We start from the raw sequence: 16,139 nt of genomic DNA, 5'->3' as shown, positions 1-16,139 counted from the left end.
ACTATGACCAACAATAGCTTAAGGTTTCTATATGCAAACATTGTTTTGGCGAACGCTGGTCGTGATTTTTATCACGCTTGGTATTATCGGAGCAATTTTACCAGGCATGCCTACAACAGTGTTTCTTATTCTGGCTGCTTGGGCCGCATCAAAGGGATGGCCTCAGATGGATGCATGGTTGTTAAATCATCCGAAATATGGACCAACCCTACGTGACTGGCGAGCAAATGGTACAGTACCACGTAAGGCAAAGTGGATTGCAAGCATTATGATGGCTGCAAGTGGTATTTTAATGCTATTTACCTCAGCGCCGTTTTGGGTAAAAGTTTTCACTGATACTACCATGTTCATCGTTGCAGTTTGGTTATGGTTACGTCCTGAGCCAAAAATAAAAGATTGATAATCTTTTATTTTTGGTCTAATGCAAGTTTTCCCATAAATTTTCATTAAAACTCAAAAGATAGTTGAGTTCATATAATTAAGAGAAGAAATTCCATGTCCCAATTTAAACTTGAAGATGCCGATATTCTCATTGATTTAGAAAATCAAACTTTAAGCCTACCTAAACAAAATAAGTTTTATGTGGTCTCTACAGGTAAGAATGGAATTGGTGAACAAGAAAATACTGGAAAAACTCCGCGTGGCTGGCATAGGGTTGCAAAAAAAATTGGCGCACAATCTCCTCAAAATGCAGTTTTTATTGCACGTAAGCCAACAGGAGAGGTCTATAGTAATGAACTTGCAGCACAATTCCCTGAGCGAGATTGGATATTGTCACGCATTCTTTGGTTAGATGGCTTAGAAGAAGGCTTCAATAAAGGCGATGGCCACGACACCATGCAACGTTATATCTATATTCATGGGACACCTGATAAAGAACCGATGGGAGTTCCAATGTCTCATGGGTGTATTCGAATGCGTAATGAAGAAATCATTGAATTGTTTGATTTAGTCTCTGAAGATGCATTGGTTTACTTGTCTGAGCAATCTTTAACCTAAAATAAGATTTTAAATATTCCTGTTTTATTCGTCGAATGATCAAAATATTAAAATAAGTGCTTAAATAAAATACAAAAAATTGTTTTTTACTTAATAATGACTTATTTTTAATCATTCATTCGCATTTTTTTGAAAAGTTGTCGAAAAGCGTTTGACACCTGTTAAAGATTCTCTATAATGCACCTCACAAACGATGAAGACGTTAAGGGCGCTTAGCTCAGTTGGTAGAGCGTCTGCCTTACAAGCAGAATGTCGGCGGTTCGATCCCGTCAGCGCCCACCAAGCCTTTACGTTAAGCTCTCAAGTGCAGCGGTAGTTCAGTTGGTTAGAATACCGGCCTGTCACGCCGGGGGTCGCGGGTTCGAGCCCCGTCCGCTGCGCCACTTAAGACTTAACATCGTTTACCCCACAATTGCGATATTGTGAAAGTGCAGCGGTAGTTCAGTTGGTTAGAATACCGGCCTGTCACGCCGGGGGTCGCGGGTTCGAGCCCCGTCCGCTGCGCCACTTTTCAGTTCGGGTTGTGTTTGGAAGAAGATTTAAAATATAAAAGTTTTAAATCGGAAAATTAATAATTTATTAGTTTTTTCTTCTTAGGGCGCTTAGCTCAGTTGGTAGAGCGTCTGCCTTACAAGCAGAATGTCGGCGGTTCGATCCCGTCAGCGCCCACCATATATGTGACCATACTTTATTTTAAAGTATTGTAGTGCAGCGGTAGTTCAGTTGGTTAGAATACCGGCCTGTCACGCCGGGGGTCGCGGGTTCGAGCCCCGTCCGCTGCGCCATTCTCTTGATTCCCTTGTCTAGAGAATGTAGAGTATGAAGATAAGTTCGTTATCTTTTCTCATTAAGGGCGCTTAGCTCAGTTGGTAGAGCGTCTGCCTTACAAGCAGAATGTCGGCGGTTCGATCCCGTCAGCGCCCACCATAATTTATATCAGAAATTTAAAATCCCCTAAATTTATATTCATCTATAAATATCCTATACTTACATGTAAATTTATTTACTATGTGGTTCAGTATAGATACAACTTTTCTATTCTAAAATTAAAATCCTGAGATCTTTAATTTATTCTTTTTAGTGATCGCTATTTTTTTTAGTTTTTAACATTAGTGTTTCTTCAAGCTTTTGATGGGATTCCTCAACCTCATTAAATTGCGTTACTAGTGCTTAAAGATAAGAATCTAGCCTGTAATTTACTAGTTTTAGCTAATATCAGCTTTGTATCTGTACCGATCACGAATATTTTTTACAAATAAAAAAAACTGCTATTTTTTTAAATAGCAGTTTTCCGATTAAATTACTTTTAATATTCGTTTAGAAGCCATCCACTTGCATAAGCAAAATATTCACGTAACCATGCATTGTAGCGAGTAGCTAATGGGGTCTCGGCCGCTACCCCATGAACTTGGGTATAGCCCTGTTTTGTCGCAATTGCTACTGCGCGAGGAATATGAAAATCACTTGTGACAATAGCGATTGGCTGGTCTAAGGTAATGTGGTGCTGTTCTAATAAGGGTTTACTATTTTTTAAGTTAAGCTCTGTGCTGGTGCTTTTATCTTCAAGGATCATTTGATCTCTTGCGATATGATACTTTTGTTCAAGATAACGAGACATAACCAATGACTCACTTTCTTTTTCTGAAAAATCAAGACCACCTGTTAGAACAATCTGGGCTTGCTGCTGTTTTAGGGCTAAAGAGACGGCCGTATCTAAACGTTTTGCAAGAATTGTGGAGGGCTGACCATTCTCAACACCGCTTCCTAAGACAATAATTGCTTTTACAGGAGGAATATTATTTGAAGTATCTTTATTTTCTTTAATAAAGCTAAAAAAATAGCCTAAGCCAATTAACCATATCCAGAAGCATAACCATCCAAAACGCCAAAGTGTGTGCAAGCGATAGTGATAGAAGAAAAAGCGTTCTAAATGATAATAAAATAAGGAATATAAGCAGAAGAAAGCACCTAAAATTAAAGGAATAACAGTGCCTACATTAATTTTATTGAGACAAATTAGAACTAATCCATCTAGAAATAAAATCGAACCAATGATTGCTAGGAAAATACGGATCCACTTACTGACTTGCATTGTGCTTAGAGTTGCAATTTAAATTGCAGACAGTGTATGCAAAATCATTCTGAATGCAATAAAAACCGAGTAAAGCATTTAAGCTATTACTCGGTTTTTTGTTTTTATTGATCTTTAATAAACATCACGGCGGTAACGGCCTTGTTGTCTTAAATCATCTACCTGTTCTTCACCTAGAATTTCGATAAGTGCTTGATCAACTCCGCTTGCCATACCATCAATACTACCGCATACATACAGAACAGCACCGCGTTCTATCCAGCTTACTAATTCTGCTGCATTTTGACGGATTACATCCTGAACATACATGCGTTGTTCTTGATCTCTCGAAAATGCTAAATCGAGGCGTTTTAACATTCCCGTGGTTTTCCATGCTTCAATAGTTGATTCATAGAAGAAATCACATGCTCTTTGACGTTCACCAAAGATTAACCAGTTTTCAGTGTAATCATGACGTGTACGGGTGTGTAATAGGCTCATTAAACCAGCAATACCAGTTCCGTTACCAATACAAATAATAGGGCGGTTGTCATCAATAAGATGGAATGATTCATTGGTACGAATACGCAAAGCAATTTCATTATTAACTTGCGTATGTTGAGTCAGCCAACCCGAACCTAAACCTAAACTACCAGACGCATCATATTGTTGACGAACAACCAAACGAAGGACTTGCTGAGACGGAATGCTCGCAATCGAATACTCTCGTGTTGGTAAGGTAGGAAGCTGTTCTAATAAATGATCCAGATTGGCAAATGGTTCAATTTCACCAGTTAAATCTTTATTCCAAAGCGCTTTTTCGATTGAAATCTGTAATGAATCAACTTTTGAATTTTTAAGAATATGATGCTTTTGCAAAAAAGCGTGAATACGTTCAGGACTATTACCAGGCTGGATTTCAGCAATATCACCCGCTTGCCATATCGCCTCATGATTTGCTTTAAGTTCAATATTATAAGCAGGCTGACCTAAGCTATTTGGATTGAGTAAATCACGTTGCTGCAATATCCAACTGTCAAATACTTTTTCCAGATTTACAGCATGCAAATCTAATTTAGTTGCCTTCGCGAGAGATTGATTCCAATTTTGAATATCCGATGGGTTTGCATTATCAACTTCAATTGTATTGAAGAGAGCGTGGGCACCATTTGCTTTAAGCCATGCATCTACTGCATGGCCAAAACTACAATAAGTGTCTGGATATTCTTTAGAGCCTAGAGCTAGAACAGCATAGTTGATGTGCTTAAGATCCACATTCAATTTTAAAAGTTTCTTAGCAAAGCTTGTAGCGAGATCAGGAGCATCACCGGTACCATAAGTACTGATCACGAATAAAACCTGTTGATGTTGTTCTAAATCAGTTTGGGTTAGTTGCTGTACAGGTTTTACCTGAACAGGTTGATGAGCTTCTTGTAAACTTGTTGCCGTGCTCCAAGCGAGTTGTTCAGCTACGCCTGTTTGAGTTGCATAAGTAATAAGCCAAGGCTTTGCATTTGGATCAATGTATTGTCCTGCTAAAGACTGACGAGCCGCCTGTGTTAGTTTTTTCTGTTTACGGCGTTTAAGATATAGCATCCACCCAGTAACCAAGAACAAAGGCATTGCTAGAGAAGCAAGCATTGCAACGAATTGATAAATTGGTCCAAAGAAGCTACCACGGTGTACGGGTAACATGCTGCTCATAATCTTTTGATTAAGCTTTTTGTCTTCGTAAAGCTCCATCTTTTCGATGTTGCCAGTTTGATAATTATAGATGGCTTGATTGCGTGCACGTTCGTGTTGTGGGATAGCATCGACAAAGCTTAACTCAATTTTCCCATCATCTTTTTTCGGTAAGCTTAATGTTAGTGTCGAATAATCACGTCCGATTTGGCTATTGAAGCCGCTCCATGTTTGATTAAGTGCTGTAATGAGCTGAGTATTATCTAATTGAGGCTCTGATTTTTTATCATTATTACGCTCAGATTGTTTGCCTTGCTGCATTCCTCGATTTTGATTTTGAGGAGTAGCGCCATGATCTTGTCGTTTAGGCTGTTCAACGCCCATCACTTTGAACATGCCACTACGCCACCAATCATAAGACCAATATAGGCCTGTACATGCGAAAAGAAGGTAAAAAACAATGACCCATGTACCAACAACCGCATGTAGATCCCAAATAAAATTTCGGCCTTTGAGTTTTGGTTTTACGGCAAGCCATTGACGAGCAGAATGCTTCTTAGGCCAGCGTAAATACAAACCGCTAAGTACAAAGTAAATTAACATGAGTGCGCAGGCACCCGTAATTTGTTTACCAACTTCACCGGCTGTTAAATTACGATGAATTTGTTGTATGAGTAACAATAACTTTCGGCCTTTAACATCTGGAAGAACCTCAGCGTTATAGGGGTTAACCATCATATTGTAGCCACGACGTTCACCTTCTTTTTCAATGTTTACCACAGAAGAAGAGGTGGGGTCCTTAGCAATCGTAATGCTATTAATTTTGATTTCAGGCTGAGTTGTATTGAAATGCTGATAAAGCTGAGCAGGAGTTAGTTTAGGAGTATTTTCAGCTTGAACAACATAACTATCAGAATTCACCCATTTTAAAATTTGTTGATCATAAGAATAAATTGCACCTGTGACACCCATAATGGATAAGATGAGGCCAGCAGTAATTCCCAGAAACCAATGAATTTGAAATAAAATCTTTTTAAACATGGTCGAAAATGTAAATATGATGGAGATCTTGTAACGAAGTATAGCCGAAGATTGGGGAGATAATATGGATTTTGGAGATAATATTAATTTTCATTATCATTTATTTTTAGCTTAATAAAAAACCTCCGTGAGGAGGCTTTTTATAAAATCTAGAATTACAAGGTTTTTGGTTCGCCTACAGATTCTTTTAAGTGTGTGCGAATTGTGTTGAACGAGAAGTTTTTCGAATCCATGCGCTTAGGTAGAATATAAGCACCTTGTTGTTCTTGGCCTTTTGGATCTTTTACTTTGAAATTGACCAAAATAAAATCAGGTGTATTGTACCATTCGTAGATATTTTTCCATCCAATAGTACCTACGCCTTCTTGTAAGCCCATTTGTTGACGCATCACAATACCATGAGGTTGCACACCTAAACGAATACCTTTGATTTCCTGTACCGGAAATTCATTCATCTTGCGTTTAACGTACCATTCTAATCCGTATTTACGTCCTACGTAGTAAAGGACTACGCAGACAATAGCAACCCAACAAAAAATAGTAGAGTAGTTCTTGATAAAAACAAGACCTAAAATAGCTAGGGCTAAAACCACACCCATAATTACCCAGATTTTTGTGCTGATTTTATTGGTACTGCGCCAGATAAGAAGCTGTGCATGACGTTGTTCAGCTTCTGACACGTCATAGGGAACAGGCTGAAGCGTATAAGCGTATAAAGTTTTCGCGGTCATAGTGCAAATAACAAATTGTAAACTGTTTTAAGTTTAGCATTAATTGGCATAAGTCAGGAAAGGATATTATGCCAATTTCATACTAATTTCCGACTCAGATTTATAACGATGCAAGCTCACTGGCATCGTTATCAAGATCATGACTTAGGCGTTGTTTTAGCATACTGAAACGGTTTAATACACTAAGCATGAGTGATAGCTGTTGTAAGATAATGAGTGATTTTTGGTCCTCTTCATTATTTTGACTCAAACGTTGACGTATCGTTTGGAGCATATTTTGTGCTGTAAGATCAGGCATCTCATCTCTTAATAGAGCACCTTGAATGTCATCTAGCGCTTGGTCTAAGAGTTTAAGAACAGCTTGGTCTTGAATGCTTTCTCGATGTGCTCCAAGTGCGGCGATATAACTTAAAAAAGTATGGTTTAAACACAGAAATTCAAAAATATCTGATTTACGGGTTGGGTCAAAGTCAGGCTCTGTTGCTAAAGTTGAAATAAGCGAAGCAACCTCGGCATCAGTATTATGTGCAGCTCGTCTTACAATACGGTAATTCAACGCATGATTGCGGCCTTCATGATATTGTTTAACAACTTCAGCTAAGTAATTGCATTGAGCTTGTAATGAACGTCTGATGTTGCGAGGTAAGCGTCGGAATTTCCAGTCAGGCCAAATAAATGTCACCCCAAACCAAGCTAGAGCACATCCAATTAAAGTATCTACAAATCGCGGAATAGCAGCGGCCATTGCTGAACCGTCTAGATTAAAGTTAATTAATGCAAGAATAGTGATAAATGCGGTTGCTTGAGCATATTGCTTACTGCGTAACTCAAAAAACAGTACTCCGCTCAGGATTAGCATTAATAGTTGTCCTTCGACGGAAGGCACGAGAAATACAATGGTAAGACCGACAATAATTCCGACTAATGTTCCGAAAATTCGTAAGCGTAAGCGACGTTTGGTTGCGTTGAAGTTAGGCTGGCTTACAAATAGCGCTGTAAGCATAATCCAATAGCCGTACTCAATATTGGTCATTTGAATCAACACATATCCAATAAAAAGAACAATCGAGACGCGAATTGCATGGCGGAAGAGTACAGATTCGGGAGTTAGATTTTGCTTTATTCGGATGACAATATCATTCCATCCCTGTAAATCATCATCTTTAAGCTGGTTCTCTGCTTGTTTAACTTTATCAGCCTGAATGTGTTGTTCCGTTTCTAAGTTAAGTAACTGAGAGTCGATAGATTTTAAATTTTGGTATAAAGCGAAAAGAGCATTTACCCATAAAAGATCATAATGCTGATCACGTCTTAGCTTCTCTAAAGATAGTCTTAAGTTCTCAAAGCTCTGCTTGAAACGTTTGTTATGTTTATAGGGTTTACGTTGTAAAATACATTCATTTAACTCTTGGCAAGCTTTACCTTGAACTGCCAAAATTCGTTGAAATCTAAACAAAATATCGCTGTGCTGAAAAATTTTGGCTAACTTTTGATAGTCGATATGGGCTGAGTCAGCACGCTCATGAATATCTTGAGCGACAAAATAATAATGTAAGCTTCGACGTGTATCTTTTTGTCCACGGTCACCTTTTAAACGAGTCAATAAAGCTGTTTTTAAGTCATTAAAAATCGTAATTAATTTACCATTTTCTAATGACAACTCAATCATGCTTTGCTGATAGCTGGCAGGAGTCATATCTACATCAAATAAGTTTGATTTCGCAAATAGAAAATCACCTAGAGAGGCATAAGACGCTGCGAGTTTGTCTTGAAGTTGGCGAACGGGGAATAACAAAAAGCTAATCGTGGCGATGAGGCCATACCACGCAGCACCTGCAACTAAAAGAGCAGGTTGAATATACCAGTGATCGAAAAGGTGAACACCCAACATGGTATAGACCGAAACAACCAAACAACCATAAGAAATGGTGGCGTAACGACGTCCTAATGAACCTAGTAAAATCCAGCCAATACATGAGGCAATCAACCCTAAGGCGAAAGCCATTGGGTAGGGAAAAAGTAGTTGTACAGAAGCTGCAGTAACGAAGAACCCAATATAAGTATAAATTAGGTTCATGATTCGCACGGAAAAGCGATCATCAATATCACTCAAACCTGCTGCGACTACACCTAAAGTGAGTGGAATAGTTGCTAATTGATAGCCTAAAAAATAAGGCACGAAAGCAGTTCCTGAAAAGGCTATCAGCATTCGCACGTTATACATAAATGTTGTGTTATAAGTCGCTCTTTTTAGGCGTTTAAACCAAGATTTCAAATGAAGTCCTTGCTGATCAACCTGAGTGATAAAGGATTTGTGTATTTCTACACCAATGTTGCACAAATCATACGATAGACAGTGTAAGCTTGTCTGTATGCAAATGAGTGAAAAATGAAATATCGTTATGTCTGAACAAACAGCCCAGCGTCAATACTCTATTGGCTGGATTATGTTGCTCGCTTTACTTACGGCTTTAGGGCCGTTATCCATTGATATGTACTTACCTGCGCTACCACAAATGGCCCATGATTTTGGGGTAAGTACGCAAATGGTGGCAAATACACTGCCAGCTTATTTTTTTGGTTTAGCCATTGGGCAATTGGTTTATGGTCCTTTAAGCGATCGTATCGGTAGAAAGAAACCACTTTACTTTGGCCTCGCGCTTTATGCAGTCGCAAGCTTATTTTGTGTAATGGCTACTAATGAATGGAGCTTGATTGCGGCCCGTATTTTACAAGCTTTAGGTGGTTGTGTTGGCGTAGTCATGGCGCGTGCGGCAATACGCGATAGATTGGACGTACAAGGCTCTGCACAAGCTTTTTCTAGCATGATGATCGTAATGGGCTTAGCACCAATTTTGGCTCCTATGATCGGAGCATGGATTTTAATTTGGTTCCCTTGGCAGGCTATTTTTATTGCACTTTCAATTGTGGGTGCGCTGTGTTGGCTGTGTGTACATTTCTTTTTTAAGGAAACTTTGGCAAATGATAAAAGGCTTAAGCTATCGCTCTATCAAGTGGTGACTTTATATGGAGCTATTTTCAAAGATGCGAGTTTCCGCTTACCTATGTTTGCAGGGTGTTTAACAGGGGCTGCATTATTTTGCTATATCAGCTCAGCGCCTGCGGTTTTTATGGATCAGTACGGGCTTAATCAGCAAGAATTTGCCTACGTATTTGGACTAAATGCTTTTGGTATTATGTTGATGTCTTCTTTAAACAAGCATTTAACAACACGTGTTGAAATTACCAAACGCTTAAAATCAGGTTCACTTGTGCAAGTGACTGGAGCCATCATTGTATTTATTGCTGGTTTAATTCCTGCGGCGCCTTTATGGCTGGTTATGGTAGGGTTGTTTTTAGCTATTTCAGGCATTGGTTTAACAGGCCCAAATGCGATGGCGTTAGCAATGTCCAAACAAGGTGCTCGTGCTGGAACAGCAAGTGCAATTATGGGAAGTATGCAATTCGCTTGTGGCCTTTTAGGTGGCGTGCTTCTTAACTTCCTGATTTGGTCTGCATCGCTCAATATGGGGGTGATGATGGTGTTATTTACACTAAGTGGTTTTATTGTCGTCTTGAAAGCGACACAACAGGTCAAAACCAAGCCATTCTCATAGCTTTTAGAGAATGGCCACTTATAGCTTATTCGTCTAGAAAAACTGTGAAATTTTCAACAGGTTCTCTAGGTGTGATAAAGGTATTTACAATATGATTAGGGTCAGCATGGCCTAATGCAATTGCACATACTAGTTCTTCGTCATCTGATGCACCCACTATATCTAAAACAATAGGGTGAAAATGATTCCAAGCTGCTTGTGGGCATGTATCTAAGCCACGCGCCTTGGCAGCGACCATCACGTTTTGGATCATCATGGCGATATCCATTTTAGAACCGATTCCCATAGTTTTATTTACGGTAAAGAAAAGGCCGACTGGTGCATCGAACAATTTAAAATTACGTAGCTGCTGTTCAGCCATTTTTTCTTTTTCGCCCTTTTTGATTTCGAGTAAACCATAAAGGCCCCAACCATTTTCGCGGCGTCGGTCAATAAAAGGGGATATCCATTTTTCAGGGTAATAGGCAAAAGTTTCTTTATATTGTTCTGCAAGTTCAGGATTTTTTGAAACTTCAATTTGTGCAGCACAGACACGTTCAACTATTTCATCACGCTTTTTGCCTGTGACCACATAGACTTTCCATGGTTGGGTGTTCGTTCCAGAAGGTGCTCGACTTGCGACTCGTAATATATCTTTAATGACTTCTGGCTCAATTGGGGTATTTAAAAAAGCGCGGACAGAATGTCGAGAAGTGATAGCTTCATCAACGAGACGAACTTGTTCCAGATTCATGCGTACTCCTATATCTTTTCTTAAATACTTAATACTTTTTTGAAGCTTAATTTCATGTTTTGAAAGTACTTCATTTATAAGCAAAAAATATTAGAAAAGGGGTATCCTTAAAGATATGATGATGTGTTTAGTTTGGATATGATGTCTAATTAACTCTAATGTGAATATGCCACTTTAGATCTAAATAGACAAAAAAGTATGATGTTTTTGACTATAAAAATAAATCTATAGCATTAGATGGATTAAAAATCACTCAATTGAAAAAAAGGTATAATATGTTTAAAAACAGTGCAAAACAGATGGTTTTGGATAAAAAACAATCGGAAATAACATAAAATTTTAATGAAAAACATACACAAAATTTTAAATTTCTGCATAATACCGACTTTTTTACGCAGGTATGATTTCTCCATACTCATGTTAGGAAAGAAATGGCTGCATAAAAAATCCCTTTACAAAAAGGATTTGGATGTAGAAATGGAGAAATACACGAGGAATAAGGAGCTTTACATGAGTTTACCGCTCATCAACAAGCAGTTCATGAAACAAGGATTGGCGATTACCATTGCAACCATGAAAATGAACGTAACTCACGCAACTACTGAGCCACAAGAAATACAACAGCTTGGTACAGATCTAAACGCACTCTTCTCCAATCAGAGGGAAAAGGGCGCAGATAGCCGCGTTATGGCGATGGCTCGTTACAGTCTTTGAAATTCATATCCATTTTAGACATTCGCTCTCAAGTATATGTAAATATGCTTATTGGCTTAAATCCAGATTTTTATAACTCGATTAATTGATGGGAATCATTAAGCGAGCTGATTTAGCGGTGGTCATTTGTTAGTTTCCAAGTTTGTAGCCGAGTCGATGCATTCTGTTCACCCAAATGGGAATATGTTCAGTGGTGCGATGAATTCATTTTATCTGAAGGGTACTTTCTCTCATGTTACCTTCAAAGGCTTAGTGCTGGGCATTATGTTGCTTAAACTTGTGACGTTAATTGCTATTCAAGTGACATTAAAAGTTTTTTATTAAATGTACTGAAGAAGTCCCTATTTTAAGGGGCTTTTTTGTTTATTGCAGTATTTTGGCTTGTGCTAATAGCACATTAGCAAGAACGTAAGCGGACCGAGTATGAATGAACAACTCAATGCCACACTGATGTCGTGGGTACAATTTTTAAATGACCCTTTATGGGACTTTTTGGTTATCTTCTTGCTGGCTGTCGGTATTTTTTATACGGTCTTAACAGGAGCCGTGCAAATTCGCATGTTCTTGCAAAGTATCCGAGTCATGAAAAGTAGTCGTACAGCAGGTGAGGATGAACATGGCCTTACACCTTTTCAGGCATTTGTAACAGGTCTTGCGAGCCGTGTTGGGGTAGGTAATATTGCTGGTGTGGCAATCGCAATTGCCATCGGTGGTCCTGGTGCAGTGTTCTGGATGTGGGTGACCGCTCTTCTTGGTATGAGCTCTGCTTTTATTGAGTCTACGCTTGCTCAGCTATTTAAAGTTAGAGATAGTAAGACTAAACAGTTCCGTGGTGGTCCAGCTTACTATATTACTCAAGGTCTACGCAGTAAAACGTTTGGTGCGGTTTTCGCATTAGCACTCATCTTTACCTATGGTTTCGTATTTAACTCAGTTCAAATCAATGCGATTGCTAAGGCATCTTCACATGCTTGGGGGTGGGATAAAGCTAATCTCATTGCACATTTAGGTGGTGTTGATCTAGAAATTTCATGGGTTGGCCTTGCGCTTGTAGTTTTGGTGGCATTGGCAATTTTTGGTGGTATTAAACGTATTGCTAAATTTGCAGAGATGTTTGTACCTTTAAAAGCAGGTCTTTACTTATCTGTTGCTCTCTATATCGCATTAAGCAACTATGCAATTTTGCCTGATATTTTAAAGCTGATTGTGACTGAAGCTTTCCACTTCAATGCTGCGGCAGGTGGTTTCTTCGGTGCGGCAGTGTCAATGGCAATGATGCAAGGTATTAAGCGTGGTTTGTTCTCAAACGAAGCGGGTATGGGCTCTGCGCCAAACGCTGCTGCTGCATCTGATGTAAAACACCCTGTAAACCAAGGTTTAGTACAAATGCTTGGTGTATTCGTAGATACGTTCATTGTATGTACAAGTACTGCAATCATCATCTTGGTTTCTGGCGTTTACCAAGATGCAGGTTTTGTTGGTGTTGAATTAACGCAACGTGCCTTAGAAACTCAAGTTGGACATTGGGGGGCTGATTTCCTTGCAGTTTTATTATTCTTATTCTGTTATTCAGCTGTACTAGGTAACTATGCCTATGCAGAAGGTAATGTACAGTTTATTAATAACAACCCGAAAGTTATGTTCATCTTCCGTATTTTCGTATTGGTGATGGTGTACTTCGGTGCAATCGGTAGTGTTCCACTCGTTTGGTCTATGGCTGACTTATTTATGGGTATCATGGCAACCATTAACTTGATTGCGATCTTACTGTTAACGCCAATGGCACGTACTTTGTTAAAAGATTACCGTGAGCAATTGAAACGAGGCATCAAAGAGCCTGAGTTTAAAATTGACAAGTATCCGGAATTGAAGAAAAAAGTTGATTCAGATATCTGGTAAGTTTCAAAAGGCCTCTTATACATAAGGGGCCTTTTTCATATAGGCGATAAATAAAATACTTGAGTCTAAATTTTAAACATGACAAATTAAATAAATTCACTACAGCTTTTCACGAAAGTAGCAACTAAAATTGCAATCCGAACTTAAACCTCATAGTGCGAAGATGGGCCATGAAACAGCTTAAATTGTGGGTTCTCGGACTCTCTATGGTGTTGGCGGGATGCCAGACCACCACACACTTGTCTGCTGCTCTAAAACCGCAAACGACAGAAGCTTATGCTCGTCCTGTCGATCAACCTTTTGCAAGAATTAAAAAAATGCAAAAACGTCCTATTGTTGCGCTTGTATTGGGTAGCGGTGGAGCACGAGGTTATGCTCATATAGGGGTGATTGAAGTTTTAGAACAACATGGTATTCGCCCAGATTTTATTGTAGGTACGAGTGCGGGTAGTATTGTTGGGGCAATTTATGCGAGTGGTAAAACACCTGCTGAACTGCGTGATACTGCTTTAAAAATGAAAGCTGGCGATGTCCGTGATATTAGTATCGGTTTAAAAGGCTTTTTTGATGGCAAAAAAGTAGAGAACTACGTTAACCAGCAAGTAAATAATATGCCACTCGAAAAAATGAAGATTCCAATGTATGTGGTGGCAACTGAACTGAAGCATGGCACTAAGACCGTATTTAACTACGGCAATACTGGGCAGGCCGTGAGAGCCTCTGCTTCGATTCCGAGTATGTTTGTGCCGACTAAAATTGGTAAATCTGAATATGTTGATGGCGGCTTAGTGAGTCCTGTGCCAGTTGAAGTGGCTCGTGATTTAGGTGCTGATGTCATTATTGCAGTTGATATTCTGGCTCAGCCTATTTACACAGAAACTTCGAATGTCTGGGGACTGTTTAATCAGAATATTAATATCATGCAAGGTCGTTTGGCAGCAGAAGAATTGCAATATGCAGATGTTGTTATTCAGCCAGATTTAAGAGAAAAAGCACATATTTTTGATGTCAAAGGCCGTGAAGCTACTATGAAATCTGGTATAGATGCAGCTAACGCCAAGCTTTCTGATATTCAGTTTGCTATTGATGAAAAAATAGCTGAACAAAATATGTCTACGGAAGGCTTGAGTGCTCAAAGCCAATAAATAAACGTTAATATTCTGAAAATTAAATAAAAAGCCCACAAAGGGCTTTTTTTATGGAAGTTTAAATCTTCAATTTTTGGAATAAAATTTTTTGTATATTAGAGACATGTTGGATATGCTGAAAACTCTAATGGTCAATATGAAATATTGTTGCCGTTTTTTTTAAATAATTGATTTGTAGTGTATTGAGGCTGACTGGATAAATGATACAGCAACAGGTTAAAAATGGCTTTCCAACATTAGACGATGTTCATGCTGCCGCAGAGCGTTTGGAAGGTTTAGTTGTAAAAACTCCCTTTGTTTTCTCAGAAACCATTTCTAAAACCTTAGGGGCTGAGATGTGGTTGAAATTTGAAAACTTACAATTTACAGCTTCATTTAAAGAGCGGGGTGCTCTAAATAAACTGTTGTGTTTATCTGAGCAAGAAAAGCAACATGGTGTTATTGCAGCTTCGGCAGGCAACCACGCCCAAGGTGTAGCCTACCACGCTCAGCGGACAGGTGTGACCGCGACTATTGTAATGCCGAAATCGACACCAAACGTTAAGGTACAACGAGTACGTGAGTATGGTGCACGCGTTATTTTGCATGGGCAGGACTTTTCAGAAGCTGCTGCTGAAATGCACCGTGTTGCACAAGAAGAATCTTTAACGATTATCCACCCATTTGATGATGCTGAAATTATTGCAGGTCAGGGAACCATTGCACTCGAAATGCTTGCAGCTGTGCCTGATCTGGATATTCTAGTTGTGCCAATTGGTGGTGGTGGTTTAATTTCTGGTATTGCAATTGCTGCTAAAGCGATCAATCCAAAAATTAAAATTATTGGGGTGCAATCAGTTGTATACCCAAGTATGGCAAAACTACTTTGTAATTATCAACATGCCGTTTCAATGGGCTCTACAGTTGCTGAAGGTATTGCGGTAAAAACTCCAGGTGAGCTTACGACCCAAGTTGCTAAAGAATATGTTGATGACATTGTCGTTGTCACTGAAGACATGATTGAAGAGGCTATTGCACTATTACTTAATATTGAAAAAACAGTATGTGAAGGAGCAGGGGCGACAGGTATTGCTGCAATTATGTCGCGTCCCGATCTGTTTTTAGGTCATAAATTAGGTGTGGTTCTGTCAGGTGGCAATATTGATACACGTGTTATGGTCTCTGTATTACAACGCCATTTAACCCGTACAGGCCGTATGGTTCGTATTCGTGTTGAATTACCTGATAATCCAGGCGCCTTAGCTCGTTTAACAGCCATTATTGCTGAGCAGGGCGGTAATATTTATGAGCTGCGTCATGAACGCTTTGCGGCAACAAGTCGTGCCAAAGAAAGCGCTGTAAGCGTTGATGTCGAATTAAAAAGTGCCTCGGACCTAGATTTGCTTATTCAAGCAATGCAATTAGAAGGCTATATTGTTCGTAAGGAAGAGATTTAATCTCTGATATCACTGTGTTATAAAAGCCGTATATGACTCTATCAAGAGTCATATACAAGGTAATTTA

At 39.1% G+C, this 16,139-nt stretch carries 13 protein-coding genes and 6 tRNA genes; 14 read left to right on the top strand and 5 right to left on the bottom strand.

All coding sequences use genetic code 11. The features are described from left to right. Nucleotides 1-31 precede the first annotated feature (31 nt). The 8 genes from RFW85_RS07095 (at nt 32) to RFW85_RS07060 (ending at nt 1,926) form a co-directional block, all read left to right on the top strand. Complete coding sequence (locus RFW85_RS07095; protein ID WP_086265171.1) at nt 32-400, top strand: YbaN family protein; 369 nt, start codon at nt 32-34, stop codon at nt 398-400. Between the two features lie 95 nt (nt 401-495). Continuing rightward, the gene (elsL, locus tag RFW85_RS07090) at nt 496-999 is read left to right on the top strand and encodes a cell wall-recycling L,D-carboxypeptidase ElsL (protein ID WP_086265170.1); all 504 of its coding nucleotides are present in this window, start codon (nt 496-498) and stop codon (nt 997-999) included. A gap of 206 nt (nt 1,000-1,205) precedes the next feature. Beyond that, nucleotides 1,206-1,281 (top strand) — tRNA-Val (locus RFW85_RS07085). 24 nt (nt 1,282-1,305) lie between these two features. Then, nucleotides 1,306-1,382, top strand: a tRNA-Asp gene (locus RFW85_RS07080). 47 nt (nt 1,383-1,429) lie between these two features. Continuing rightward, nucleotides 1,430-1,506, top strand: a tRNA-Asp gene (locus RFW85_RS07075). A gap of 89 nt (nt 1,507-1,595) precedes the next feature. Beyond that, nucleotides 1,596-1,671 (top strand) — tRNA-Val (locus RFW85_RS07070). 36 nt (nt 1,672-1,707) lie between these two features. Further along, nucleotides 1,708-1,784, top strand: a tRNA-Asp gene (locus RFW85_RS07065). Between the two features lie 66 nt (nt 1,785-1,850). Then, nucleotides 1,851-1,926, top strand: a tRNA-Val gene (locus tag RFW85_RS07060). Nucleotides 1,927-2,305: 379 nt separating this feature from the next. On the opposite strand, the gene RFW85_RS07055 is transcribed toward RFW85_RS07060, so the two are convergent. The 4 genes from RFW85_RS07055 to yccS form a co-directional block, all read right to left on the bottom strand. Continuing rightward, nucleotides 2,306-3,091, bottom strand: coding sequence for a YdcF family protein (locus tag RFW85_RS07055; RefSeq protein ID WP_170248284.1), 786 nt, complete (start codon nt 3,089-3,091; stop codon nt 2,306-2,308). A gap of 114 nt (nt 3,092-3,205) precedes the next feature. Next, nucleotides 3,206-5,794: a sulfite reductase flavoprotein subunit alpha gene (locus tag RFW85_RS07050; RefSeq protein ID WP_170248283.1), complete on the bottom strand. Its 2,589-nt coding sequence runs from the start codon at nt 5,792-5,794 to the stop codon at nt 3,206-3,208. A 155-nt stretch (nt 5,795-5,949) separates the two neighbouring features. Next, entirely contained in the window at nt 5,950-6,525 is a 576-nt protein-coding gene (locus tag RFW85_RS07045) for an SdpI family protein (protein ID WP_086265167.1), read from the bottom strand. A 100-nt stretch (nt 6,526-6,625) separates the two neighbouring features. Beyond that, nucleotides 6,626-8,800 (bottom strand): YccS family putative transporter, encoded by a 2,175-nt coding sequence (yccS, locus tag RFW85_RS07040; RefSeq protein ID WP_170248282.1) that lies wholly within the window; start codon nt 8,798-8,800, stop codon nt 6,626-6,628. A gap of 127 nt (nt 8,801-8,927) precedes the next feature. Between yccS and RFW85_RS07035 the strand changes: the two genes are divergently transcribed. Then, on the top strand, nt 8,928-10,142 hold the full coding sequence (locus RFW85_RS07035; RefSeq protein ID WP_086265165.1) for a multidrug effflux MFS transporter: 1,215 nt from the start codon (nt 8,928-8,930) through the stop codon (nt 10,140-10,142). A gap of 25 nt (nt 10,143-10,167) precedes the next feature. On the opposite strand, the gene RFW85_RS07030 is transcribed toward RFW85_RS07035, so the two are convergent. Then, entirely contained in the window at nt 10,168-10,875 is a 708-nt protein-coding gene (locus RFW85_RS07030; RefSeq protein ID WP_199113913.1) for a nitroreductase, read from the bottom strand. 510 nt (nt 10,876-11,385) lie between these two features. Here RFW85_RS07030 and RFW85_RS07025 point away from each other — a divergent pair. The 5 genes from RFW85_RS07025 to RFW85_RS07005 all read left to right on the top strand — a co-directional run bounded on the left by RFW85_RS07025 (nt 11,386) and on the right by RFW85_RS07005 (nt 16,072). Continuing rightward, the gene (locus tag RFW85_RS07025; RefSeq protein ID WP_005064392.1) at nt 11,386-11,589 is read left to right on the top strand and encodes a hypothetical protein; all 204 of its coding nucleotides are present in this window, start codon (nt 11,386-11,388) and stop codon (nt 11,587-11,589) included. Between the two features lie 183 nt (nt 11,590-11,772). Then, nucleotides 11,773-11,913: a hypothetical protein gene (locus RFW85_RS07020; protein ID WP_309171373.1), complete on the top strand. Its 141-nt coding sequence runs from the start codon at nt 11,773-11,775 to the stop codon at nt 11,911-11,913. A gap of 99 nt (nt 11,914-12,012) precedes the next feature. Next, the gene (locus RFW85_RS07015) at nt 12,013-13,488 is read left to right on the top strand and encodes an alanine/glycine:cation symporter family protein (RefSeq protein ID WP_309171304.1); all 1,476 of its coding nucleotides are present in this window, start codon (nt 12,013-12,015) and stop codon (nt 13,486-13,488) included. A gap of 170 nt (nt 13,489-13,658) precedes the next feature. Then, a complete protein-coding gene (locus RFW85_RS07010) occupies nt 13,659-14,633 on the top strand; it encodes a patatin-like phospholipase family protein (RefSeq protein ID WP_309171303.1) in 975 nt (324 codons plus the stop codon). A 203-nt stretch (nt 14,634-14,836) separates the two neighbouring features. Then, nucleotides 14,837-16,072 (top strand): threonine ammonia-lyase, encoded by a 1,236-nt coding sequence (locus tag RFW85_RS07005; RefSeq protein ID WP_005064397.1) that lies wholly within the window; start codon nt 14,837-14,839, stop codon nt 16,070-16,072. Nucleotides 16,073-16,139 lie beyond the last annotated feature (67 nt).

The organism is Acinetobacter sp. 12966, from assembly GCF_031196995.1.
Taxonomy (GTDB): Bacteria; Pseudomonadota; Gammaproteobacteria; order Pseudomonadales; family Moraxellaceae; genus Acinetobacter; species Acinetobacter geminorum.
This window is presented reverse-complemented; position numbering and strand designations above follow the sequence as displayed.

Bases quoted from the DNA above. Each gene is read 5' to 3' on its own strand.
- RFW85_RS07095 (WP_086265171.1), top strand. From the start codon at position 32: ATGCAAACATTGTTTTGGCGAACGCTGGTCGTGATTTTTATCACGCTT.
- elsL (WP_086265170.1), top strand. From the start codon at position 496: ATGTCCCAATTTAAACTTGAAGATGCCGATATTCTCATTGATTTAGAA.
- RFW85_RS07055 (WP_170248284.1), bottom strand. From the start codon at position 3,091: ATGCAAGTCAGTAAGTGGATCCGTATTTTCCTAGCAATCATTGGTTCG.
- RFW85_RS07050 (WP_170248283.1), bottom strand. From the start codon at position 5,794: ATGTTTAAAAAGATTTTATTTCAAATTCATTGGTTTCTGGGAATTACT.
- RFW85_RS07045 (WP_086265167.1), bottom strand. From the start codon at position 6,525: ATGACCGCGAAAACTTTATACGCTTATACGCTTCAGCCTGTTCCCTAT.
- RFW85_RS07035 (WP_086265165.1), top strand. From the start codon at position 8,928: ATGTCTGAACAAACAGCCCAGCGTCAATACTCTATTGGCTGGATTATG.
- RFW85_RS07030 (WP_199113913.1), bottom strand. From the start codon at position 10,875: ATGAATCTGGAACAAGTTCGTCTCGTTGATGAAGCTATCACTTCTCGA.
- RFW85_RS07025 (WP_005064392.1), top strand. From the start codon at position 11,386: ATGAGTTTACCGCTCATCAACAAGCAGTTCATGAAACAAGGATTGGCG.
- RFW85_RS07020 (WP_309171373.1), top strand. From the start codon at position 11,773: ATGTTCAGTGGTGCGATGAATTCATTTTATCTGAAGGGTACTTTCTCT.
- RFW85_RS07015 (WP_309171304.1), top strand. From the start codon at position 12,013: ATGAATGAACAACTCAATGCCACACTGATGTCGTGGGTACAATTTTTA.
- RFW85_RS07010 (WP_309171303.1), top strand. From the start codon at position 13,659: ATGAAACAGCTTAAATTGTGGGTTCTCGGACTCTCTATGGTGTTGGCG.
- RFW85_RS07005 (WP_005064397.1), top strand. From the start codon at position 14,837: ATGATACAGCAACAGGTTAAAAATGGCTTTCCAACATTAGACGATGTT.